The organism is Limoniibacter endophyticus (genome assembly GCF_014652835.1).
Lineage (GTDB): Bacteria > Pseudomonadota > Alphaproteobacteria > Rhizobiales > Rhizobiaceae > Limoniibacter > Limoniibacter endophyticus.
This window is the reverse complement of record NZ_BMZO01000003.1, coordinates 202469-225495: the sequence shown is the minus strand read 5'-3', so window position 1 is coordinate 225495 and position 23027 is coordinate 202469. Positions and strand designations below refer to the sequence as shown.

Below are 23027 nucleotides of genomic sequence, written 5' to 3'. Positions count from 1 at the left end.
ATGGAAAATAACCGTAATTTCTTCATTGTGATCGCGCTTTCCGTCGCGATCCTGACGCTGTGGCAAGTCTTCTATGTCAACCCGCGCATCGAATCCGAGCGCCAGGTTGCTCAAATCGAGGCAGAGCGCCAGACCAGCCAGCAGACCGACCAGGGCGCAAGCGGGCTACCGCAACACACGCAACCCCAGGGTCAGGCAAACGTGCCCGGTGCAAGCGGCGGCAGCGTTCCCGGCACTGACGGCACGACGACGCCTGCAACGCGTGAAGCCGCGATTGCAGCAACCCAGCGCGTGAGCATCGACACACCCGCCCTTTCCGGCTCCATCAACCTGACCGGCGGCAGAATCGATGATATTCGCCTCAAGGATTATCGCCTTACGGTCGATGAGAACTCGCCGACCATCGAACTCCTTAATCCGCAGGGGCTGCCGAATGGACAGTATGCCGAACTCGGCTACACCTCGACGCAAGCAGGGACGAACCTGCCTGGCCCGCAGACACAGTGGACAGTTCAGGGCAATGCGTCGCTTACCCCTTCGACGCCGGTGACGCTGACTTATTCCGCAGGCAATGGCGTGGAATTCACGCGTACCATCGCGGTGGATGAACATTACATGTTCACCATTACCGACGCCGTTTCCAACAACGGTTCGGCGCCCGTGCAACTTGCCGGTTACGGTCGCATCACGCGGTTCGACAAGCCCGCCACAGCAGCGGCCTACGTGCTGCACGAAGGCCTGATCGGCGTGACAGGCGAAAGCGGTCTGGCCGAAATCAGCTATTCCTCCATCGAAGAAGACAAGCAGATCACCCCTGGCAAGTCGACTGATGGCTGGCTTGGCATCACCGATAAATATTGGGCCGTGACGCTCGTGCCTTCCAAGGCCGCTCCGTTCCAGCCGCGCTACTCCTACTTCGCCGACGGCCGCCCACGCTATCAGGCCGACTTTCTGGGCGACACGCTAACGATCGCGCCAGGCCAGACGCAGAATTTCGAGAACCTCGTCTTTGCGGGCGCCAAGGAAGTGGGGCAGATCCAGACCTATGAACAGGAGCGTGGCATCCGCCAGTTCGACCTCCTGATCGACTGGGGCTGGTTCTATTTCATTACCAAGCCAATGTTCTGGCTGATCGACTCGCTGTTCAAGATTCTCGGCAATTTCGGTCTCGCCATCCTGGCAACGACCGTCATCGTCAAGGCCATTTTCTTCCCGCTCGCCAACAAGTCCTACAAGTCCATGGCGAACATGAAGAAGATCCAGCCGGAACTTATGGCGCTGCGCGAGAAGTACGGCGATGATCGTATGAAGCAGCAGCAGGCGATGATGGAACTCTACAAGCGCGAGAAGATCAATCCGGTGGCAGGTTGCTGGCCGGTGCTGATCCAGATTCCCGTGTTCTTTGCGCTCTACAAGGTGCTCTACGTCACCATCGAAATGCGCCATGCGCCGTTCTTCGGCTGGATTCAGGATCTGGCTGCGCCCGATCCGACATCGCTATTCAACCTGTTCGGCCTCCTGCCTTACGACGTGCCCCAATTCCTGATGATCGGCGTCTGGCCCATCATAATGGGCATCACCATGTTCCTGCAGATGCGTATGAACCCGACCCCGCCGGATCCGACCCAGGCGATGATCTTTACCTGGATGCCCGTCGTGTTCACCTTCATGCTGGCCACCTTCCCGGCGGGTCTGGTGATCTATTGGGCCTGGAACAACTTCCTGTCGATTCTCCAGCAAGGCCTGATCATGAAGCGCCAAGGCGCCAAGATCGAGCTGTGGGACAATCTGGCGGGCTTGTTCAAGAAAAAGGAAAAGCCCGCCGAGTAAAGCGCGGGCGTCCGACGAGTCTCTCTCACCTCCCCCCGATGGGGGAGGTTCCTGGCCAAGCCCAGGGTGGGAGTGAAATTGCGTAAGCAACGCGATTAAACTAATATTATCCTACCCCACCCGCCAATTATTTCCGCGAGACTTGACACCTCGCTTCGGCGGTCAGACCCTCCCCTCGATGCGAATGCGGGCATCTGCATTCACCTGATACGCGACTGGAAAGAAAGCGCCATGACCGAGACCGAACAGACCGATCCGCTCAGCGCGCGTATCTTCACCCTTCCCTGGATCTTCATTCGCGGCGTTCCGTCCATGAAGGTGCTTCCACCGGAGGGGCCGCCGGAAATCGCCTTTGCCGGGCGATCCAATGTTGGCAAATCCTCGCTGATCAACGCGCTCGTCAATCACAAGGGACTTGCCCGCACTTCGAACACGCCTGGTCGCACGCAGGAACTCAATTACTTTGTCCCGGACGGGTATAGCGGGGAGGCTGGCGACCTGCCGCCGATGGCGCTGGTTGACATGCCGGGCTATGGCTTTGCCAAGGCGCCCGTCACACAGGTAGAGAAATGGACGAAGCTGATTTTCTCCTATCTGCGCGGGCGCGTGACGCTGAAGCGCGTCTATGTGCTGATCGATTCACGGCATGGCATAAAGAAGATCGATGAGGAATCGCTCGATCTTCTCGATAAGGCCGCCGTTTCCTATCAGATCGTACTGACGAAGATCGACAAGATCAGGCAGACGGATGTGCCGAAGCTGATTGCGGAAACCAAGGACAAGATCGCCAAACGTCCGGCAGCGTATCCCGAGGTATTGGCAACCTCGTCCGAAAAAGGACTTGGGATGGACGAGCTTCATCAAGCCATCCTGACTGCGATCAAGAACTGAGAGTTTTCGCGCGACAGTCATTGTCGTAGCGCGCAGATATGCTAAAGCGGTCTCCGACTTTTTGGCCGAACAGACATCTACGCTCGCAATTCCGGACATAAAACCGGTGACCACTCTGCTGGAATTGCTCTAGGAGGACGCATTCTCATGACCGACGAAAAGCTTTCCAGCGCCGCCCAGCAAGCCGATCTTCTTTCCGCAGCCCTGCCCTTCATGCAGCGCTATGAAAACAAGACCGTGGTGGTGAAATATGGCGGTCATGCCATGGGCGATCTTGAACTCGGCAAGGCCTTCGCACGCGATATCGCCCTCCTCAAGCAATCGGGAATCAACCCGATCGTCGTGCATGGAGGCGGCCCGCAGATTGCCGCGATGCTCGCCAAGCTCGGCATCGAGTCCAAATTCGAAGGCGGCCTGCGCGTGACCGATGCAAAAACGGTCGAAGTGGTCGAGATGGTTCTGGCCGGCTCGATCAACAAGGAGATCGTCGCGCTCATCAATGCCGAAGGCGAATGGGCAATCGGCCTGTGCGGCAAGGACGGAAACATGGTCTTCGCCGAGAAGGCGCGCAAGACCATCCTCGATCCGGATTCCAACATTGAGCGGGCACTCGATCTGGGTTTCGTCGGCGAACCGGTCGAAGTCGATCGCACCTTGCTCGACCTCCTGGCCCGCTCCGAAATGATCCCCGTGATTGCGCCCGTCGCGCCTGGACGCGACGGCAACACCTACAATATTAATGCGGACACTTTCGCGGGAGCGATTGCGGGCGCGTTGCGGGCCTCGCGCCTGCTCTTCCTTACCGATGTGCCGGGCGTGCTCGACAAGGACAAGAAGCTGATCGACGAACTTTCCGTTTCGGAGGCGCGCGCGCTGATCGCAGACGGGACGATTTCGGGCGGCATGATCCCCAAGGTCGAGACCTGCATTGATGCCATTGAGCGCGGTGTCGAGGGCGTCGTCATTTTAAATGGCAAAACCCCGCATTCCGTGTTGCTGGAGCTGTTCACCGAAGTCGGTGCAGGTACGCTGATCGTCAGGGACTGATTGCCCAGGGCCGCGAAAGCGGCCCCTTTCTTATCCAAACCGTGCCAGCACTAGAATGCCGAAAACGATCAGGGCGCAGCCAAGGAACTCAAAGCGGTTAACACGTTCCTTGAAGAAGAAGATCGTCGTGGCGAAAGCGAAGAGCATTTCGACCTGCGCAAGCGCTTTTACCACCGCCGCCTGCTGGAGCGTCATTGCGGAGAACCAGCCGAAGGACGCGGAGGCACCGGCTATGCCGACGAGCAGCGACGGCTTCCAGGCCTTGCGAATGCGAACAAGCTCTTCGCGTTCCTTCCAGACGATCCAGGCGAGCATTGCCACGGTCTGCACGATGATGACGAAAGCAAGCGTCGTCGCTGCCTGAACGGCAAAATGCGGCCCGCCCAGGGACAATGACGCTGCCCTATAGGTAACCGAAGAGACGCCGAACAGCGCGCCCGATGCCAAACCGATGAGAGCGGTGCGACTGAAGGTCGACACGACCATCGCGCGCCAGGAAAAATCTATCCGGGCCACGGAGATCAGCATGACACCGACCACGGAAATGGCAATGGCCAGCACTGCGCCGGCGCTGATCGTCTCACCAAACAGGACCAGCGCGAACAGCGCCGCCTGCGCAGGTTCCGTGCGCGAATATGCGGTGCCAACCGCGAAATTGCGGAATGAGAAGAGATGAACAAGCAGAAACGTCGCGGCTATTTGCGTCGTGCCGCCTATCAGCGCCCATAGCATGAACCCCGCATTAAGCGCGGGAAGCGCATAGCCGGTAAAATGCAGGGTCAGCGCAAGATAGAGCACGACGAACGGCAGCCCGAAGCCGAAGCGCACAAAGGTCGCCCCGGTCGTTCCCATTGCGCCTTTCAGATATTTCTGCATCATCGAGCGAACGTTCTGCAAGAACGCCGCGGCGATTGTAATGAGCGCCCAAAGCTCCATATCGTGTCCCCTCTGACGCGCCTTATGGAAGATGAAGGAGGGAGTGGCAAGGACTTGTCGCAGCCGCGTTGCCGCGTCATAAGGAGGGAATGATCGATCATGCTCCCGACACCCGCCTCGCCCATGTCAAAGACTGGGTCTTTGACCTCGACAACACGCTGTATCCGAGCGGCAGCAATCTGTTTTCGCAGATCGGTGACAAGATGACTCTGTTCATCCGCGAGCTGCTGCAGGTCGAAGAAGAAGAGGCGACAAAACTACGGCGCGACCTCTATCTGGAATATGGCACGACCCTCGCAGGCCTGATGGCGCGCTACGACATTGATGCCAATGCGTTTCTCGACAAGGTGCACGACATTGATTACAGCTGGATCGACGCCGACCCGCGCCTGGGCGACATGATTGCAGGCCTTCCGGGCCGCAAATTCATCTTCACCAATGGCGACCGCAAACATGCAGAGCGCACGGCGCGCCAGCTGGGCATTCTCGACCATTTCGACGATATTTTTGATATTGTGGCCGCCGACCTCGTACCGAAGCCCGCCCGCGAACCCTACGACAAGTTCATGGCGTTGCATAAGATTGCCGGACCGAATGCGGCGATGTTCGAAGACCTGCCGCGCAATCTCATCGAACCCAAGAAGCTGGGTATGCAGACGGTATTGATCGTACCGAAGAATCTCGAGGAAGAGGTCGGCGAAGCAATCCACAACACGAACCCCTACGAACATGACTACATCGATTTCGTCACGGACGATATTGGCGGGTTCCTGGGTGATATCCTTGGGAAGTGAGAACGGGAGCGACAATCACCGCTCCCGAAACCACTTCATGGCAGTTCGTAGAACCTCTTGATGATTTCCCAGGCTTCATCGGCCGAGTCGACATAGTCGATAATATCTTCATCGCCGGGAGAGATCGTGCCCTGCTCGGCAAGATAGGGAATGTTGATTGCGTTCTTCCAGAACTCCTTGCCGAAGAGCAAAACCGGCACGCGCTCCATGCGGCCCGTCTGGATAAGCGTCAGCGTCTCGAAAAACTCGTCCATCGTGCCAAAACCTCCAGGAAAGACTGCAACGGCTTTGGCGCGCATGATGAAGTGCATCTTGCGGATGGCGAAATAGTGGAAGTTGAAGCAGAGTTCCGGCGTGACATATTCGTTCGGGGCCTGCTCATGCGGCAGGACGATGTTGAGGCCGATCGATGGCGCACCGACATCGGCCGCGCCGCGATTACCCGCTTCCATCACACCCGGTCCGCCCCCGGTAACGACCACGAATTCACGATAATAGGTCTTGGCGGAATAAGTAGAGCAGGCTTGCGCGAATTTGCGGGCCTCTTCGTAATATTTGCTGTTCTTTTCCAGGTTCTTCTTCTGAATGTCGTTCTTGGCCGCCCAGGCCGCACCGCCTGGCTCGGGCAACCGTGCGCCACCGAAAAGGATGACGGTGGAGCGAATGCCGCGCTCGGCCAGTGTCATCTCAGGCTTGAGAAGTTCGAGCTGCAGACGGACGGGGCGCAGCTCGCGCTGCGTCATGAAATCTTCGTCGTTCCAGGCAAGACGATAGGTCGGCGCGCGAGTCTGCGGAGTGTCCGGTATCTGCTTGGCGTGCTCCAGATCCTCGTCGGAATGCGGCAGCGGCGACCAGTTCGAAAATTCCTTATCGTCCATTTCTCGTTCCAAATTCCTTAAGCACACGATTCACCGCGTTGACCCTCCCCAAACCTTGACATAGGTTCGCGGCGAATTTCCGCCAATAAGCAAGATCTGCGCGCGAGCCTGCGCGCGCAAAGAGAGGGTACATGACGACATCTACACTGGCTTCGCTCGAAAAGACAATCGAGGACGCATTCGAAGCGCGCGACGGCATTTCCGTTTCAACCAAAGGTGAAGTGCGCGACGCTGTCGACGAAGCTCTCAATCTGCTTGACAAGGGCGAAGCACGTGTGGCCGAGCGTCAAGCTGACGGCAACTGGACGATCAACCAATGGCTGAAGAAGGCCGTGCTGCTGTCGTTCCGTCTCAACCCGATGGAAGTGATCAAGGGCGGCCCCGGCGATTCCGCGTGGTGGGATAAGGTGCCCTCCAAATTCGACGGCTGGAGCGCGAATGAATTTGAACGTGCGGGTTTCCGCGCTGTACCGAACTGCATAGTGCGCCGTTCCGCTCATATCGCCAAGAACGTCATCCTCATGCCATCCTTCGTCAATCTTGGCGCTTTCGTCGATGAAGGCACGATGGTCGACACCTGGGCTACGGTGGGCTCCTGCGCACAGATAGGCAAGAACGTACACTTGTCCGGCGGCGTCGGTATTGGTGGCGTGCTGGAGCCGCTGCAGGCCGGCCCGACCATCATCGAAGACAATTGCTTCATTGGCGCGCGCTCGGAAGTGGTTGAAGGTTGTATCGTCCGTGAAGGTGCAGTGCTCGGCATGGGTGTCTATATCGGCAAGTCGACCAAGATCGTCGATCGCGCCACAGGAGAAATCTTCTATGGTGAAGTACCGCCCTACTCGGTTGTCGTTGCCGGCACCATGCCCGGCAAGAACGTCCCTGGCGAGAACTGGGGGCCGAGCCTTTACTGCGCTGTGATCGTCAAGCGCGTCGACGAGAAGACCCGCTCCAAGACCTCGATCAATGAACTCCTGCGCGACTAGTCGCCTTTGACTTAAAGTGCGGCCTTGCCCAGCAAGGTTTCTCGGATTTTTGCCTCTACAAGAAGCCGTGGCGCGCAAGCGCTGCGGCTTTTTCATGAGGACAGGCAAGATCATGTTCGGGGATGGATTTCTATGGGCGGCGGGCAGTTTTCGCGGAAGGCTGTCGCAGGGTTCAGCTTTTCTCGTTGCGACGTGCCTGACGCTTGCCTCGGCAGCCTGCATAATCCTCTATTATTACACGGTGCTAGATTATATGCCTTCCGAGCCCGCCCCGGAGCTTGTGCGGGCCATCCTGTTCGAAACGCTCCCGACAGGCTGGCTGCTTTATGCAGTCAATGTAAAGCGCTTGCACGATTTCGGTTTCAGCGGCTGGTGGGCACTTGCCGGATTGGCACCCGGGATCGGCGATTTGATTTGGATCATCTACCTTGTGCCGGGAACAGGCGGCCCCAATCGATATGGCCGCGACACGAATAGTTCGGTGTGATCCCGGCGGCCTGGAACGAAATGCCCTGCCAGCCAATGCGCGAGTTCCTTATTGCTGCACCGAAAGCAGCAGCTTTGCCCCGCAGCGGATTTCCGCGCGAGGGAGAAAGGCCGGGAGGTGATCGCCAATCCCTGGAAAGCATCGGGCTTCCCGTGTTTGGCGATGAATGCGAGGGGGACATGAAGCCCGTCTCGGTATGCGGATGGATGAGGAAGTCGTGAGACGGGCCTCATGTTCGCTGCAAGGGAGCAAGCACCTCTCGTGCCCGACGGCGCCGCTTTTATTCATCCGGCTGCCCCCTTTCGCTCATGCCTGAACGATGAAGCGTTTCCTTTCCCCGCTCTGACCTGGGAAAAGGTGCCGGACGCGGTCACCCGCTTGCGTCCCGTACGTTGGTCCCGCTCAAGGCATGGGTGCGTGAAGCCCATGCAGTAGCGGCGTACGCCAGCGGCCCTTCCCTCAAGATCCGTCTGCGCAGACCAGAGCCCCTCGAGAAGTGCTGAGGACGATAATAAGCCAGGCTGCGGGGTGTGGGATAAATCGGCGCATGAACGACGGGATGAAGGCAGGATCTTCCCGCCTTTCCATTGAAACTATTGCGGAATATTTTCGCCCGCTCCGGCAAGGGCGAGAAATCCATCCACGATTTTGCTTAGGCGGTCTAACGACGACATTTCAGTGATATGCCTTGCACATTATCCCTGCGTCAACGATATGTAGGCCGCAAACGGGGATCAAGACGGGTGGTGGAAACGTGCAGACCGACAAAAGCATGAGCTGGGTATTCTTTGGGGCGACCGGTCGCATTTCCCGCATGGTCTTCCTGCTCGGCAATTTGCTGCTTGCGGTCATTCAGGCCTTTTTTGTCTATCAGATGGCCATCAGCCCGGAAGGAAGCGCGGCGCAAAGCAACTGGGCCGCCGTCGCAAGCATCCTTTATTTCTTCTTCCTCTGGCCGATGGTCATGCTCGGCATCAAGCGGCTCCACGACATTGACAGACCAGGCATTTTCTCGATCTCACTAGTCGTGCCGATCCTCTCCATCGCTGCCTTCATCTATCTCTGCGTGCAGCCCGGCACGGCCGGCGCCAATCAGTATGGCTACGAGACAAACCGGGCAAATCCGGTCGCGCCCAGAATCTGATACCAGAGCCGTGGTAAAACCCGATTGCCCTTGTACCGGCAATTGGGTATCGCTCCAGAATGTCAAAGTTCTCCGATCCCGCAGCTAATCTCGCAACTCTGATCGCCTGTCCATCGGTGACGCCTGCCGAGGGAGGCGCGCTTGCGGCACTCGAGGCTATGCTAAAACCGCTGGGCTTCCGCATCGAACGTCCCGTCTTTTCGGATGAAGGCACGCCCGATATCGAGAACCTTTATGCGAAGCTAGGAGATCAGGGCCCGCATCTCATGTTCGCCGGGCACACCGATGTCGTGCCTGTCGGGAATGAAACCGACTGGACGCATCCGCCTTTTTCGGCCGCTATCGCCGATGGGATGATGTATGGCCGCGGCGCGGTCGACATGAAGGGCGGCATTGCCTGCTTTATCGCCGCTGTGGCGCGCCAGATGGAGACGCATGGCCGCCCGAAAGGATCGGTCTCTCTGCTAATCACCGGAGACGAGGAAGGCCCTGCCATCAACGGCACGGACAAACTTCTTCGCTGGGCAGCCGAACGTGGCGAGACATGGGACGCCAGTATCGTCGGCGAACCGACTAATCCCGACCGCCTGGGCGACACGATCAAGATCGGTCGCCGCGGTTCGATTTCGGCGCGCCTGACCGTGCATGGCAAACAGGGACACGCTGCATATCCGCATCTGGCCGATAATCCGGTTCCAGGAATGGTGACACTGCTCGAAGCGCTGCTTTCCCAGCCAATCGATGCCGGAACAACAGAGTTCCAGCCGACCAATCTCGAGGTCACCAGCGTCGATGTCGGAAATAGAGCGACCAATGTCATCCCGGCGGCGGCAAGTGCGATCTTCAATATCCGTTTCAATGATAGCTGGTCGGCAGACAGCTTGAAGACGCACATTGCCGAACAGTTGGCGAAAACCGCCCGCGAGCGCCATCTGCGCCCGTACGGACATGACGATATTCGTTACGAACTGGAATGGCTCGGTCGCCCAAGTCCGGTTTTCCTGACGCGCGACGAGCGACTTATCGAGACCTTGAGTGCGGCTGTGACTCAAATCACAAAAACAACGCCGAAGCTCTCAACCTCCGGCGGCACTTCGGATGCACGCTTCATCAAGGATTACTGTCCCGTAGTCGAATTCGGTCTGGTTGGGCAGACGATGCACATGGTAGATGAGCGCGTGGCCCTTGCCGATCTTGAAACCTTGACGCAGATTTATGGCTTGTTCATCGCAAACTGGTTTGAGCGACAGTGAGGAAGGACCATTTTCATCTGCCTTCACGCATTAGCAGCCTTTGTCCTGTCAAGCTGGCTCGCACACAGGACGGCCACGGACCGAACGCATCATGATGCCAGGCGATGAACTGCACCGCTATCTGAACGGAGTCGTTCTTCTGCTGAAGGGCGACAAGAGGGGTTTGACGCATTTCGACTTTTCGCCCGATGGTTTCTGGTCTTCCTTCCGCGCCATTCTCGTGTGCTTGCCGTCGATGTTCATCCAGTGGCTGACCGCGGTTTACGGTCGTACGACTTTTCCGGACGACGAGATGAGTCCGGTCTGGCTTGTTCTCTGCCTTGCGCTGATCGATCTGGCGACCTGGATCATCCCGTTGATGCTGCTTTTCGTGCTGGCGAAGTTTCTGGATATCAGAAAACGGTTTGTCAGCCTCGTTGTCGCCAGCAACTGGTCGCTGGTGCTCTTCAACTGGCTTGTTCTGCCGATCATCTCGATTCGCTTCTTCTTTCCGGAGAGCGCATCGATCATCGAGGCATTGATGCTGCCCCTGGGCATCGCCATCATTTTCTTCAGCTGGCGGATCGTACACATGACGATCGACAAGCCCGTCGGCTTTTCGATCGCAATCTATGCTATGATGCTAGTGAGTTCGGTTATGACAGTTGCCTTCATGCAGAGCCTGCTTGGGCTGTCCTTCGCGGGCAGCGATTTCTGAGCTAATCGTAGTCCACCTGCATGAAATACAGTCCGTGCGGCGGCGCGACCGGACCGCAATGCCTGCGATCTTTCGCCTCCAAAGCCGCTTTGACATCGGCACAGTTCCAGGCCCCCTCGCCTACACGCTTCAAAGTTCCGGCAAAGGAACGTATCTGGTTATGCAGGAAGGAACGGGCCGAGGCGTGAATTTCCACCAGCTCGCCGTGCCGGATGACATCCAGCCGCTCCAATGTGCGAACAGGACTTTTTGCCTGACACTGGATGGAGCGAAAGGTGGTGAAATCATGCCGCCCGACAAGCGCTTGCGCAGCGTCGTGCATCGCATCCGCATCAAGAGGTCGTGCAACATGCCAGGCCTGATGGCGCTCCAGTGCCAAGGGAGCCCGGCGGTTGACGATACGGTAGATATAGTGGCGGCGGATCGCCGAGAAGCGGGCATCGAAATCATCCGCGACAGGACACACTTCCACGATGGCAATCGTGTGCCCCGCCTGTCCGAGATGCGCGTTCAACGCATCGCGCACCGTGTCCGGCTTCCAGTTCCTAGCAAAGTCGACATGGCCGGTCTGCCCCCTTGCATGCACCCCCGCATCGGTGCGCCCGGCACTTGCCACCCTCACCGTTTCGCCAGAAAATGCCAGCGCCGCCTGCTCTATCGCCTGTTGAACAGAGGGCTGCTCCACACGCTGACGCTGCCAGCCATGATAGGACGTGCCGTCATATTCGATCAGCAGGCGATAGCGCGGCATGGTTAAGAGCCTTTCCCTTTTCGCGGCGATCTTCGCATATCCGAATGCTGCGCGGCGCTGTGAAGCGCTCTAAACATTTCTACGTGATTCCGACGCGGAACCGATTCCCATTTCGCTGGAAATTACTCTAAAGCCGGTCAAAGGCGCGCGGATAGACGAGCCGACCCACCTCCGGCGCGCTGTCGGAAAAGACGCGTGCCTGCAATTGCGCGCATTGATAATCACTATCGAAACCGGCGGCGCGGTCATGCGCATAGCCGAAACGCCCGTAGTAATCCGGATCGCCCAGAACGATGCTCAAGGTCTCATTGCGCTCTTCAAGCAGTGCATGCGCCCGGGTGATGAGGGCTGTACCAATGCCACAAGCCTGCGCATCAGGCTCGACAGAGACAGGTGCCAGCGCCACCGCCGGAGCCTGCGCCTGCGCCTGGCCGGTTTCGACGACAAGGCGCGAGAAGGCAACATGGCCAAGCAGCTTGCCTTGCTTTTCCGCCACAAGCTCAAGCACGATGGAGCCTTCCGCCGCCAGCATCTCCACCAGACTGGCCTCAGCCGCGATGCCGAAGGCCCGCTCGACCAGGGCCTTGATCGCACCACGATCGGAAGCAACGGCCTCACGAATATTGAACTCCGCGATCATGTAATATCCAGCTCCAGGCTAGAGCCAAGCCCCCTGAGGAAATCCGCGCCCGAGACAGGGCGAGAACCGGCACGTTGCACTTGAACAAGCTCGACGCTCCCCTCCGCGCAAGACACGACCGGCCCCTGCGCATCATCATCGGCAAGGCGGCTTTTCAGCACCTTGAGACGCTCCTTGCCCTTGGGCCCGTTAAATTCGCACCAAGCGCCGGGAAACGGCGAAAGTCCGCGGATCATATTGTGCACGTCGCGCGCCGGCCTTGCCCAATCGATACGCGCCTCGGCCTTGTCGATCTTTCTGGCGTAGGTCACTCCCTCTTCCGGCTGCGCGGTCAGCGGGAGCGAGCCGTTTTGGAGCTTTTCCATGGCCTCGACCATGAGAACAGCCCCGGCCTGGCTCAAAAGATCGTGCAATTCTCCGGTAGTCATGTCGCTATCGATCGCAACCTCTTTGGTCAGCGCGGTGGGCCCGGTATCAAGCCCCTCGTCCATTTTCATGACCATCATGCCCGTGCTCTCGTCCCCCGCCATGATGGCACGGTGAATGGGAGCGGCACCACGCCAGCGAGGCAGCAGCGATGCATGAGCATTGTAGCAACCGAGCCGCGTGCCTTCGAGAATGGCCTGGGGCAGAAGCAGGCCATAGGCGACGACAACTGCGACATCGGCTTTCAGTGCAGCAAATGCCTGCTGCTCTTCGACCGATTTCAGCGAAACAGGCGTACGCACTGGAAGCTCAAGCTCTTCGGCAGTCTTCTGCACCGGCGATGGCGTCAGCTCCAGACCACGGCGTCCCCCAGGCCGCGGAGGCTGCGAATAAACACAGACGATTTCATGGCCCGCCGCATGCAGGGCGCGCAGCATCGGCACCGAAAAATCCGGCGTTCCCATGAAGATGAGGCGCAAGCCCATGAAATCAGCCCACCAGCGGCTGGTCTTTCGCCAGCTTCTTGAATTTGCGGACCACCATTTCACGCTTGAGCCGCGAAATGTGATCGATGAAAAGAACCCCGTCCAGATGGTCGATCTCATGTTGCAAACAAGTGGCCATCAGGCCGTCAGCCTGTATTTCCTGCTCCTTGCCGTCCCGGTCAAGATAGGAAACCGTGACCTCGGCAGGACGCTCGACCTCGGCATAATAATCCGGGATAGAAAGACAGCCCTCTTCATAGACCGAACGCTCGCTGGAACTCTCCAGGATCTTCGGATTTATAATGACGAAAGGCTCTTTCTCCTCCCCTTCCTTCGAAAGATCGATCACCAGCATGCGTAGCGGCAGGCCGACCTGGATCGCGGCAAGACCGATGCCAGGCGCGTCATACATGGTTTCCAACATGTCGTCGGCCAGCTTGCGCACGTCTTCATCGACCCGCTCCAGTGGCTTCGAAACCAGACGCAGCACTGGGTCCGGCAAGATGATGAGCGGTTTGATAGCCATGAACAGTCACCCGGAGCGCCGGCCCGATCGCAATCTCGCGATATTGGCGCGCTCTACCTATTTTCGTTTCCTTCAGCGCGCAGAGGAAGTACGCGCTCTTCTTGGCCTTCGATTAAGGCGAATGGCGCATAAGGTCAATCTATGCAAATTCCACATGTTCATGATTTGATCTGGTTTTGTGTTCGGAATCGCGTATGGTTCAGTCATGGAAAACATTTCGTCGACGCTTGAAGCACAGCTTTTTGGCCCCGTGACGCTGGGGATGGCCCTGGCTTTTGCCTTACTCGCCATCATTCTCCTTTGCCTTTCTGCGGCAGTGCGGCTTTGGCGCGGAGAGGACAGGGAGAATGTGGAAGACGATCCGCGTGTCGAGGCCATTTTACGGAGTCAGGCGGAAATGCAGGGGCGTCTCGGAACGATGGCAGAGATTTTCGGCTCCCGACAGGCGGAGCTTAACCGAAGCCTGACGCAACGGCTGGATTCGATGGCCGGGCGCATCGGCCAGTCGATGACAGATCAGCAACGGGCCACGCATGAGAACCTTTCGCGTCTGCAGGCGCGCCTCGCGGTAATCGATACGGCACAGAGCAATATACAGAGTCTGGCAGGCCAGGTGGTGGAACTGCAATCCATCCTCTCCAACAAGCAGACGCGCGGCGCTTTCGGGCAAGCGCGGATGGAAACGATCATTGCAGACGCCCTGCCACCGGGAGCCTATGAGTTTCAGGCGGGCTTGAGCAATGGCGCACGGCCCGATTGTACCGTGCGGATGCCGAACGGCGCGCCCAGCCTGGTGATCGATGCGAAATTCCCGCTGGAGTCGTGGAATGCCATGCGCAAGGCGGAGACGCCGGAGATCGCCAAGATCGCAGCGCAAAATTTCCGCCGCGACATGGATGTCCATATACGCGCCATTGCGGAGAAATATCTGATAGCTGGAGAGACACAGGATACGGCGTTTCTCTTCGTGCCCTCGGAATCAATCTTTGCGGACATTCACGAGCAATTCGAGTCCATCGTGCAACGGGCGCACCGGGCGCGTGTGGTGATCGTCTCACCATCACTGCTGCTCCTTTCCGTCCAGGTGATCCAGGCAATCCTGAAAGATGCCCGGATGCGTGAGCAGGCCCATCTGATCCAGGCCGAGGTCGCACATCTGACAGAGGATATGCGCAGGCTGGACGAACGTGTCGCGAAGTTGCGCGGCCATTTCGACATGACGGCGCGCGACATCGATTCCATTCTGGTTTCGACATCGAAAGTGATCAAACGGGGCGAAAAAATCGAAGCACTGGAGCTTGGCGAAAAAAGGGAGGCGACGAGGGAGAGCGAGACGGCGCCCGCACCTCGCAAAGCAGAACCGGCGCCTGAACCAGCCGCAAAATCACGCACCGGAAACCTGAGATTGCGGCTGGTCGATGGCGAAGATTGACGAGCGGGAGGCGGTGCGCCAAGACGGCAAGGTGTGACTGCACTGTTCACCGAAGCGCTACTGGTGGCAGAAGCGAGCAAGGCCTAGATGATGCGCAACTGTTCGGCTTCTGAACAAGGCATCGACGGCATTTGACCGAGGTGCATCAAGAGGACCAAAGAAATGGAATTCGGGCTTTACACATTCGGCGACGTCGCGCTTCCGGGGGCCGAGGGCGTCGATCCACATCAACGCATGCTCAATCTGATGGAAGAAATCGAACTGGCTGATCAAGTCGGACTCGATGTTTTCGGCCTGGGTGAGCATCATCGTCCCGACTATGCAATTTCTGCTCCCGCAGTCGCGCTCGCCGGTGCGGCGACCCGCACGAAGAAGATCAAGCTGTCGAGTGCCGTCACCGTTCTGTCCTCGGACGATCCGGTACGCGTTTTTCAACAATTTTCGACGCTCGATCTCCTGTCTTCGGGGCGGGCCGAGATCATTGCCGGACGAGGCTCATTTATCGAATCCTATCCGCTGTTTGGCTACAATCTCGAGGATTACGATCTGCTTTTCGCGGAAAAGCTCGAACTGCTGATGCAGATTAACGAGAGCGAGAAGGTGACCTGGCAAGGTCAGACACGCGGCGCGATCAATAATCGCGGCGTCTATCCGCGACCTTTGCAGAAGAACCTGCCACTGTGGATCGCCGTGGGCGGAACGCCCGCCTCGGCCGCACGTGCCGGTGCGCTCGGACTTCCGCTGGCGCTTGCCATCATCGGCGGGCAGCCGCGCAGATTCGCACCGTTGCTTGATCTCTATCGCCAAGCGGCTCGCCGCACCGGGCAGGATGAAACAAAGCTCAAGACCAGCATCAACGTGCATGGCTTCGTGGCCGAAACCTCGCAGGGCGCGCGGGAGGATTTCTACCTGCCGCAGAAGCAGGTTATGGACCGCATTGGCCAGGAGCGTGGCTGGGGGCCTTCCACCAGGGCGCAGTATGATGCGTCGACGGGCCCCGAAGGCGCGATCTTCATCGGCAGCCCCGAAGAGTTGGCCGAGAAGATCATCGCGCATCACAAGATCTTCAAGAATGACCGCTTCGTGATTCAGATGGCTATCGGCAACGTGCCGCACACCAAGATGATGAAGGCGATAGAACTCTACGGTACCCGGGTCGCGCCAATGGTACGCAAGGAAATCGGCGCCGTAGCAGCAACGGCTTGAGGCTTTCGCGGGACCGGAATTTCCTGGCCGCGCCCGATCAGTTCCAGAAGAGCATGCCCTCAGTCCGGGGGGCATGTCTCTTCCCGTTTCATTCCGTCTGTATCTGTGACCTGCCGCATGGATCATCGTGCCCTGTGGCGCGTTAACGCCTCGCCAGATGATTCCAGAAATCAGGAGAGAATGCATGGGCGAGAGCGCCGGGCCGCCGCACAAGCAGGAAGAGATGGAGGCATCATGGCCGATCGCCTTCGACCGGGGCCGCGCCATCTTCATGATGATCCTCGGCCTTTTCATGATCGCGCTTTGCGCAGCCCTCTATTTTGCCCGCGACTTCTTCATGCCCGTGACGCTGGCTTTTCTTCTGGCGCTGACCCTGACGCCGATCGTCCGCTTTCTCGGCCGCCATGGCATACCCGCCGCGGTCTCAGCACTGGTGATCGTCCTATTCTCGCTCGTTCTGGTCAGCATGGCCGCCTGGGCGCTTAGCGGGCCGATCATTTCGCTCATTCAGGACGGGCCGGAAATGGGGCGCAAGCTTGCTGTCCGTCTCGAGGAGATGCGCACGCCCTTCACGCCGCTTTTGCGCATCGCCGAAGAGCTGGAGCGTATTTCGGCGGCCGGATCCCCGGACGATACAGCCCCCACCGTCCAAGTGCGCCAGCCTGGCTTCATGACCCGTGCGGCCGGCGATCTGTTCTCCATGGTGGCGCTGATCGCGATCACCTTCGTCCTCTCAATATTCCTGCTTTCCTCAGGCACGCTGTTTTACGAGAAGCTCGTCAAGTCCTTCGCGCATATGAGCGCCAAGAAGCGTGCCCTGCGCATTGTCTACGATGTGGAGCGCGAAATCTCGCTCTATCTGCTGACGATCACGGTCATAAATGTCGGCCTTGGTTTCGTCATTGCACTGGGACTGTGGGTGATTGGCATCCCGAATGCATTGCTTTGGGGCGCCATCGCCGCATTGATGAACTTCCTGCCTTACATCGGCGCCACCCTGACCACGATCGTTGTGACAGGTGTGGCCCTGGTCACCTTCGACACGACGAGCCAGGCTCTGCTGGTGCCGGCCTTCATGATCTGCTGCAACATGCTGGAGGGGCAGTTCATCACACCACTTCTGGCTGGTCGCAGGTTGGAATTGAATGCGGTTGCGATCTTCATAGCACTCGCCTTCTGGTCCTGGCTCTGGGGTATTGTAGGTGCGTTGATTGCCGTCCCGCTTCTCGTCATCACAAAGGTCATGTGCGATCACTTCGAGGCTCTGCAGCCTTTCGGCCACTTCCTCTCTGCGCAGGCACCACCCGACCCGCCGGAGACCGCGAAAGAAGAGGGACAGATCGACGAACCGAACGAAATCGAAACGGATCGCGCCAAAGGACTCATGTTCTAGCATATGGTTTTCATGAAGCCTGCTTCAGCATTGCTGATTTGATGGGAGGGGGAAGCGTTCCTATATCGCTTGAAACAGTGACCCAAGGACATCGCATATGATCCCGCTTTCCGTGCTCGACCTTTCGCCCGTTCCCAGCGGCAGCAATGTGGCTCAGTCGCTGCGTAACACGCTTGATCTGGCGCAACATGCGGAAGGCTGGGGGTTCAACCGCTACTGGCTGGCGGAGCATCACAATATGCCAGGTATCGCCAGCGCTGCGACCTCGGTGGTGATCGCACATGTCGCGCAGGTGACGAAGACGATGCGGGTCGGGGCTGGTGGCATCATGCTGCCCAACCACGCGCCGCTGATCATAGCGGAGCAGTTCGGCACGCTGGCGGCCCTGCACCCCGGTCGCATCGACCTGGGGCTTGGACGCGCACCGGGAACCGACATGCTGACAGCCCGCGCGCTGCGCCGCGACCTCGAAGCCTCTGCCAATAATTTTCCGAACGATGTCGTCGAACTCATGCACTATTTCTCAGCTTCCGAAGAAGGTGCACGCCTGCGTGCCATTCCCGGCGAGGGCGAAGATGTCGATGTCTGGATCCTCGGTTCGTCGCTGTTCGGTGCGCAGCTGGCGGCAATGCTCGGTCGCCCCTATGCTTTTGCCTCGCATTTTGCGCCTGCCGAGATGGCCGGGGCCTTACAGATCTATCGCGAACGTTTCGAAAACGGGACCCGCCCCCATGCCATGCTCGGCCTCAATATCGTGGCCGCCGATACGGATGAAGAAGCGCAGTTCCTGTTTTCCTCGCAGCAGCAGGCGTTTGTGAACATTCGGACCGGCCGTCCCGGTCAGCTTCCTGCGCCAGTCGAGGGTTACTACGAAACGCTGGACGAACACGCGAAGATGGTTCTCGAGCATGCGCTTTCCTGCGCTATCGTCGGCTCGAAAGAAACGGTGCGCAAAGGCCTCTCCGCCTTCATCGAACGCTGGAAACCGGACGAGTTGATGATCACTGCGATGATCCACGATCACAAGAAACGTGTTCGCTCCTACGAGATCGTCGCCGAGGTCATGCGCGAGGCGAATGTGGGACAGGCAGAACGAGTCATTTCAGCCGGCTGACCAGGCTCCTGTCTGGAAAACAGGTGGGCGAAAGATCATTCTTCGCCTGCCAATGTCCTATGGAGCGGCGCGTCTTGAAGCCCGGCAGGCCATCGGCGCCGCCAACGTCATAGCCCAGCTTGACCAGGGCATTTTGCACGGAAGCGATTTCCGATCGATAAAGGGCATCGGTCTTTTGCCAACCGCCGGCGAAGCGGCTGTCACCATAAGCGATGCGATCTCCCGCATGGCCGACGAAAAGCGCATAGGCGTCGCTCTCATTATAGGCCTTCAACACGTAGAAATTGGGCGTGACGATGAAGGCCGGTCCATATCGACCGGCAGGCATCAAGAGATAGGCTTCCGCGTTCGTCTCGTGCGGCGGAAACGCCTTTCCGCCAACGCGAGCAATGCCCAAGGCGGCCCAGTCGGAAATGCGGCGCCCCTGATCCGGGCCCTCCAGCGCGCATGACACGGAAGCAGGCACGGTCACCTCGAAGCCCCAGTCGCGACCTCTCACCCAACCCTTCTGCGCCAGATAGTTGGCGATGGAGGCTAATGTATCGGCATCCGAATTCCAGATGTCGGCACGACCGTCGCCATCCCCATCGACTGCATAGCGCAGATAGGAGGTCGGCATGAATTGCGGCTGACCGAGCGCGCCTGCCCATGAGGATTTCATCGTGGCGCGAGTGGCCAGGCCCTTCTGGATCATTTCGAGCGCGGCCAGAACTTCCTCGCGAAACATCTCCTTACGGGCAGCGAGAAAAGCCTTGGTGGCCAGAACCTGCATTGCGTCATGCGGGATCTTCGCCGTGCCGAAGGCCGATTCGCGGCCCCAGATGGCAAGCGCGATGTGGCCCGGCACACCATATTGACGCTCGATACGTTGCAGAGTAGCGCCAAGATTGCGCGCCCTCGCCCGTCCACCGGCCGTAACGCCGCCAAGTGTATTCTCAGCGAAATAGGCCGCAGGGGAGCGAAATTCCGCCTGATGCTGCTTACGCGGCCCGTCCTGTTTCCTGCCGGGAATGACGAGATCCGGAAGATCCAGATTGGGACGCATGCCTTCGAAACTGCTTCGGAACGTACGCTCCGAAACACCGCGCGACCGGGCTTCCGGCCATAGATCATTGGCCAGCCATTGCCGGAAACCACCGTTAATATCCGCGCGCGCTGGCAAGACGGCAACTGCCAGAAGAACGCAGGAGAGAATCAGTTTTCGAAGACGCTTGCTCATGCGCTGCATGATTGGCGCGCAATGCGTGGCGCACAAGACGCTGACGCGATTTTTATCGTCCGGCTCACTACCGCTGCCGCTGATTGCGGCTTGTTCACACTAGAAATTCGTGCGGGCGCGAAGAGCTGCGGTCAGCGTTCCCTCGTCGAGATAGTCGAGTTCCCCGCCAACGGGGACGCCGTGGGCAAGACGAGTGACCCTCACCTCGTAGCCCGACAGCTGGTCGGTGACATAATGCGCGGTGGCCTGGCCCTCCACGGTGGCATTCACGGCCAGAATGACCTCCGCAACCGCGCCTTCCGCCACACGATCGACCAGCGAGCGGATATTCAGCTGATCCGGCCCGACGCCATCGAGCGGCGACAGGACGCCACCCAGAACATGATAGCGCGCGTTCATCGCCGAAGCCCGCTCCAGCGCCCACAGATCGGAAACATCCTCGACGACAATCAGCGTGGCCTCGTCGCGCCGCGGATCGGTACAGACGACACAGGGATCGACCGTATCGACATTGCCGCAACGCGAACACACCTTCACATTATCCAGCGCATCACGCATCGCAACGGTGAGGGGAGCGAACAGCTGATCCTTCTTCTTGATCAGATGCAGGGCTGCCCGCCGGGCCGAACGCGGCCCGAGCCCGGGCACCTTGGCCAGAAGCTGGATGAGACGTTCAATTTCAGGACCGGCAATACGCTTCGACATGACAGATGCTGCTTAGAATGGAAATTTCATGCCGGGAGGGATCGGCAGTCCGGCAGTCAGTTCCTGCGTACGTTGCTGCACGATGGCTTCGACCTTCGCCTTGGCATCATTGTGAGCGGCCAGGATCAGATCCTCGAGGATTTCGGCTTCGTCGGCCTTGATGAGCGAGGGATCGATCCTGAGCGCCTTCATTTCCGACTTACCGGACAGCGTGACCGATACCAGACCGCCGCCGGACTGGCCGACGGCCTCGATATTGGCCATTTCTTCCTGCATATTGGCCAGCTTCGACTGCATTTCGCGCGCCTTGCTCATAAGGCCCATCAGATCTTTCATCTTTCGCTCCTGGTAGAAATGGCGTCTCGGCGCCTAAAACAGATCGTCTTCGTCGAGATCAATGCCGTTCTGAACGCCTTCAGGCGTAATCATCTCGTCATTTTCCTCATCGACTTCCGCCTCGGCAGCCAAACGCACGTCAAGCACCTTAGCGCCCGGAAACTTTGCAAGAATGGCGGCGACCGTCGGGTCGGAACGTGCATCCTCGAAGACGAGTTCACGCTTCTCGTTTTCCTGCTCGGCGATGGTCGCGCCACCCTGTTCCGTGGATACAGATACCACCCAGCGGCGCTTGGTATAGAGATGGAGCTTGGCGGTGATCTCGGCAGCCAGTGTCTTTGGCGCGTCCTCAGTGAAAGAGGCCTCCAGAAGACCAGGTTCCACGCGGACGGGCCGTACATAAAGCTTTAGTTGCGACTTGAATTGTACATCGCGGTTCTGCCCCGCAAGCTCGACCATGTCGGCGAGTGACCGTATTTGCAGCCCGACATCCGCAACCTCCGGCTCCGGAACGCGCTCAAACCGAGGATTGCTTTGCACGAGGCGCATTGCAGGCGCATTCTGCTGCGAGGGCTGTGCCATCATGCGGGGACGGCCACCGCCGGCTTGGGCCTGCGCCACTGCGCCGCCGCCGCTCGGGCCGCCCGAATAGGTGCCGCCATTTCCGCCGGACGTAGCACTATCCTGTAATCCCTTGATAACTTCATCAAGCGGCGGCAGGTCCGCCGCGTGCGCCAGACGGATCAGCACCATTTCGCCGGCAGCATATGGGCGCGTCGCGCTCTCGACCTCTCCGATGCCTTTCAAAAGCATCTGCCAGGCCCGGGAAAGCACCTTGACGGAGAGCGTGGTGGCGAATTCGGTGCCGCGACGTCGTTCGTCCTCCGAAAGGGACATGTCTTCGCGCGCATTCGGGACAAAACGCAGTCGCGTCACCAGATGCGTGAAATCGGCAAGATCGGTCAGCACAGTGGCGGGGTCGGCGCCGGCCTTGTATTGCGCGGCAAACTCATCGAGGGCAGCGGTAACATCGCCCTTCATGACATGATCGAAAAGATCCACGATGCGAGCACGATCGGCAAGCCCCAACATGGCTCGTACGGCTTCCGCCGTCACGTTGCCGGCGCTATGGGCGATTGCCTGATCGAAGATGGAAAGCGAATCGCGCGCAGACCCCTCGCCCGCTCGCGCAATCATCGCCAGCGCTTCGTCTTCGACCTCGATGGCTTCCTTAGTGGCGATGGAGCGCATATGCGCGACCAGCTCGGCAGCGTCGATGCGGCGCAGGTCGAAGCGCTGGCAGCGCGACAGAACCGTGATCGGGACCTTGCGGATCTCAGTGGTTGCGAAGATGAATTTCACATGTGCAGGCGGCTCTTCAAGCGTCTTCAGCAGCCCGTTGAAGGCCTGCGTCGAGAGCATATGCACTTCATCGATGATATAGACCTTGTAGCGTGCCGAGACGGGCGCATAGCGCACCTGCTCGATAATCTCGCGAATATCGTCAATGCCGGTATGAGAGGCAGCGTCCATCTCGACCACATCGACATGACGACCTTCCATGATGGCGCGGCAGTGCTCACCTTCGACGGAAAGATCGATGGAAGGTTGATCGACCTTATCAGTGCGGTAATTCAAAGCTCGCGCGAGGATGCGAGCTGTCGTCGTCTTGCCTACACCGCGGACGCCCGTAAGCATCCATGCCTGTGCGATACGACCTGCGGCGAAGGCGTTGGTCAAGGTGCGGACCATCGGCTCCTGACCGATAAGACCCGTGAAATCGGAAGGACGGTATTTGCGCGCCAGAACGCGGTAGCCGGGTTTCTTCTGATCGTCCGCCATGGTCCTCGG

General features: G+C 58.8%; 22 protein-coding genes and 1 pseudogene. 13 read left to right on the top strand and 10 right to left on the bottom strand.

The genetic code is table 11. The annotated features are described in order from the left end of the window. From yidC to argB, 3 genes are all read left to right on the top strand, one after another. On the top strand, positions 1-1830 hold the full coding sequence (gene yidC / locus IE151_RS05700; protein ID WP_189488808.1) for a membrane protein insertase YidC: 1830 nt from the start codon (positions 1-3) through the stop codon (positions 1828-1830). A gap of 231 nt (positions 1831-2061) precedes the next feature. Then, positions 2062-2721, top strand: a complete 660-nt coding sequence (gene yihA, locus IE151_RS05695) for a ribosome biogenesis GTP-binding protein YihA/YsxC (protein ID WP_189488806.1) — start codon at positions 2062-2064, stop codon at positions 2719-2721. Positions 2722-2868: 147 nt separating this feature from the next. Then, complete coding sequence (gene argB, locus IE151_RS05690) at positions 2869-3768, top strand: acetylglutamate kinase (protein ID WP_189488804.1); 900 nt, start codon at positions 2869-2871, stop codon at positions 3766-3768. Between the two features lie 30 nt (positions 3769-3798). On the opposite strand, the gene IE151_RS05685 is transcribed toward argB, so the two are convergent. Next, on the bottom strand, positions 3799-4704 hold the full coding sequence (locus IE151_RS05685; RefSeq protein WP_189488802.1) for a DMT family transporter: 906 nt from the start codon (positions 4702-4704) through the stop codon (positions 3799-3801). An 89-nt stretch (positions 4705-4793) separates the two neighbouring features. On the opposite strand from IE151_RS05685, the gene IE151_RS05680 reads away from it, so the two are divergent. Then, positions 4794-5498, top strand: a complete 705-nt coding sequence (locus IE151_RS05680; RefSeq protein WP_189488800.1) for a pyrimidine 5'-nucleotidase — start codon at positions 4794-4796, stop codon at positions 5496-5498. Between the two features lie 35 nt (positions 5499-5533). Here the strand turns inward: IE151_RS05680 and IE151_RS05675 are convergent, their stop codons facing one another. After that, complete coding sequence (locus tag IE151_RS05675; protein ID WP_189488799.1) at positions 5534-6376, bottom strand: LOG family protein; 843 nt, start codon at positions 6374-6376, stop codon at positions 5534-5536. A gap of 131 nt (positions 6377-6507) precedes the next feature. Between IE151_RS05675 and dapD the strand changes: the two genes are divergently transcribed. The 5 genes from dapD to IE151_RS05650 all read left to right on the top strand — a co-directional run bounded on the left by dapD (position 6508) and on the right by IE151_RS05650 (position 10943). Further along, positions 6508-7362: a 2,3,4,5-tetrahydropyridine-2,6-dicarboxylate N-succinyltransferase gene (dapD, locus tag IE151_RS05670; RefSeq protein WP_189488797.1), complete on the top strand. Its 855-nt coding sequence runs from the start codon at positions 6508-6510 to the stop codon at positions 7360-7362. Positions 7363-7429: 67 nt separating this feature from the next. Beyond that, the gene (locus tag IE151_RS05665) at positions 7430-7849 is read left to right on the top strand and encodes a DUF805 domain-containing protein (RefSeq protein WP_210310862.1); all 420 of its coding nucleotides are present in this window, start codon (positions 7430-7432) and stop codon (positions 7847-7849) included. A gap of 772 nt (positions 7850-8621) precedes the next feature. After that, complete coding sequence (locus IE151_RS05660; RefSeq protein ID WP_189488793.1) at positions 8622-8993, top strand: DUF805 domain-containing protein; 372 nt, start codon at positions 8622-8624, stop codon at positions 8991-8993. A 59-nt stretch (positions 8994-9052) separates the two neighbouring features. Beyond that, on the top strand, positions 9053-10246 hold the full coding sequence (dapE, locus tag IE151_RS05655) for a succinyl-diaminopimelate desuccinylase (RefSeq protein WP_189488791.1): 1194 nt from the start codon (positions 9053-9055) through the stop codon (positions 10244-10246). A 91-nt stretch (positions 10247-10337) separates the two neighbouring features. After that, entirely contained in the window at positions 10338-10943 is a 606-nt protein-coding gene (locus IE151_RS05650; RefSeq protein WP_189488789.1) for a hypothetical protein, read from the top strand. A gap of 1 nt (position 10944) precedes the next feature. Here IE151_RS05650 and truA read toward each other — a convergent pair whose 3' ends face one another. From truA to def, 4 genes are all read right to left on the bottom strand, one after another. After that, on the bottom strand, positions 10945-11694 hold the full coding sequence (gene truA / locus IE151_RS05645; RefSeq protein ID WP_189488787.1) for a tRNA pseudouridine(38-40) synthase TruA: 750 nt from the start codon (positions 11692-11694) through the stop codon (positions 10945-10947). 127 nt (positions 11695-11821) lie between these two features. After that, complete coding sequence (locus IE151_RS05640; protein ID WP_308430491.1) at positions 11822-12334, bottom strand: GNAT family N-acetyltransferase; 513 nt, start codon at positions 12332-12334, stop codon at positions 11822-11824. After that, positions 12331-13245, bottom strand: a complete 915-nt coding sequence (fmt, locus tag IE151_RS05635) for a methionyl-tRNA formyltransferase (protein WP_189488786.1) — start codon at positions 13243-13245, stop codon at positions 12331-12333. Before fmt ends, IE151_RS05640 begins: the two co-directional genes overlap by 4 nt. A 4-nt stretch (positions 13246-13249) precedes the next feature. After that, the gene (gene def / locus IE151_RS05630; RefSeq protein ID WP_189488785.1) at positions 13250-13771 is read right to left on the bottom strand and encodes a peptide deformylase; all 522 of its coding nucleotides are present in this window, start codon (positions 13769-13771) and stop codon (positions 13250-13252) included. A gap of 205 nt (positions 13772-13976) precedes the next feature. On the opposite strand from def, the gene IE151_RS05625 reads away from it, so the two are divergent. The 4 genes from IE151_RS05625 to IE151_RS05610 all read left to right on the top strand — a co-directional run bounded on the left by IE151_RS05625 (position 13977) and on the right by IE151_RS05610 (position 18916). Next, a complete protein-coding gene (locus tag IE151_RS05625; protein ID WP_189488784.1) occupies positions 13977-15203 on the top strand; it encodes a DNA recombination protein RmuC in 1227 nt (408 codons plus the stop codon). A gap of 162 nt (positions 15204-15365) precedes the next feature. Further along, positions 15366-16409 (top strand): LLM class flavin-dependent oxidoreductase, encoded by a 1044-nt coding sequence (locus tag IE151_RS05620; protein ID WP_189488783.1) that lies wholly within the window; start codon positions 15366-15368, stop codon positions 16407-16409. Between the two features lie 184 nt (positions 16410-16593). Next, entirely contained in the window at positions 16594-17802 is a 1209-nt protein-coding gene (locus IE151_RS05615) for an AI-2E family transporter (protein ID WP_189488782.1), read from the top strand. Between the two features lie 97 nt (positions 17803-17899). Then, the gene (locus IE151_RS05610; RefSeq protein WP_189488781.1) at positions 17900-18916 is read left to right on the top strand and encodes an LLM class flavin-dependent oxidoreductase; all 1017 of its coding nucleotides are present in this window, start codon (positions 17900-17902) and stop codon (positions 18914-18916) included. Here the strand turns inward: IE151_RS05610 and IE151_RS05605 are convergent. From IE151_RS05605 to IE151_RS05590, 4 genes and pseudogenes are all read right to left on the bottom strand, one after another. Further along, positions 18900-20135, bottom strand: a complete 1236-nt coding sequence (locus IE151_RS05605; protein WP_189488780.1) for a lytic murein transglycosylase — start codon at positions 20133-20135, stop codon at positions 18900-18902. The genes IE151_RS05610 and IE151_RS05605 overlap by 17 nt on opposite strands. Before the next feature lie 99 nt (positions 20136-20234). Continuing rightward, the gene (gene recR / locus IE151_RS05600; RefSeq protein ID WP_189488779.1) at positions 20235-20840 is read right to left on the bottom strand and encodes a recombination mediator RecR; all 606 of its coding nucleotides are present in this window, start codon (positions 20838-20840) and stop codon (positions 20235-20237) included. Positions 20841-20852: 12 nt separating this feature from the next. Further along, the gene (locus IE151_RS05595; RefSeq protein ID WP_189488777.1) at positions 20853-21176 is read right to left on the bottom strand and encodes a YbaB/EbfC family nucleoid-associated protein; all 324 of its coding nucleotides are present in this window, start codon (positions 21174-21176) and stop codon (positions 20853-20855) included. Positions 21177-21209: 33 nt separating this feature from the next. Then, positions 21210-23024: pseudogene (locus IE151_RS05590) on the bottom strand (DNA polymerase III subunit gamma/tau); the annotation flags it as partial. Positions 23025-23027: the final 3 nt, after the last annotated feature.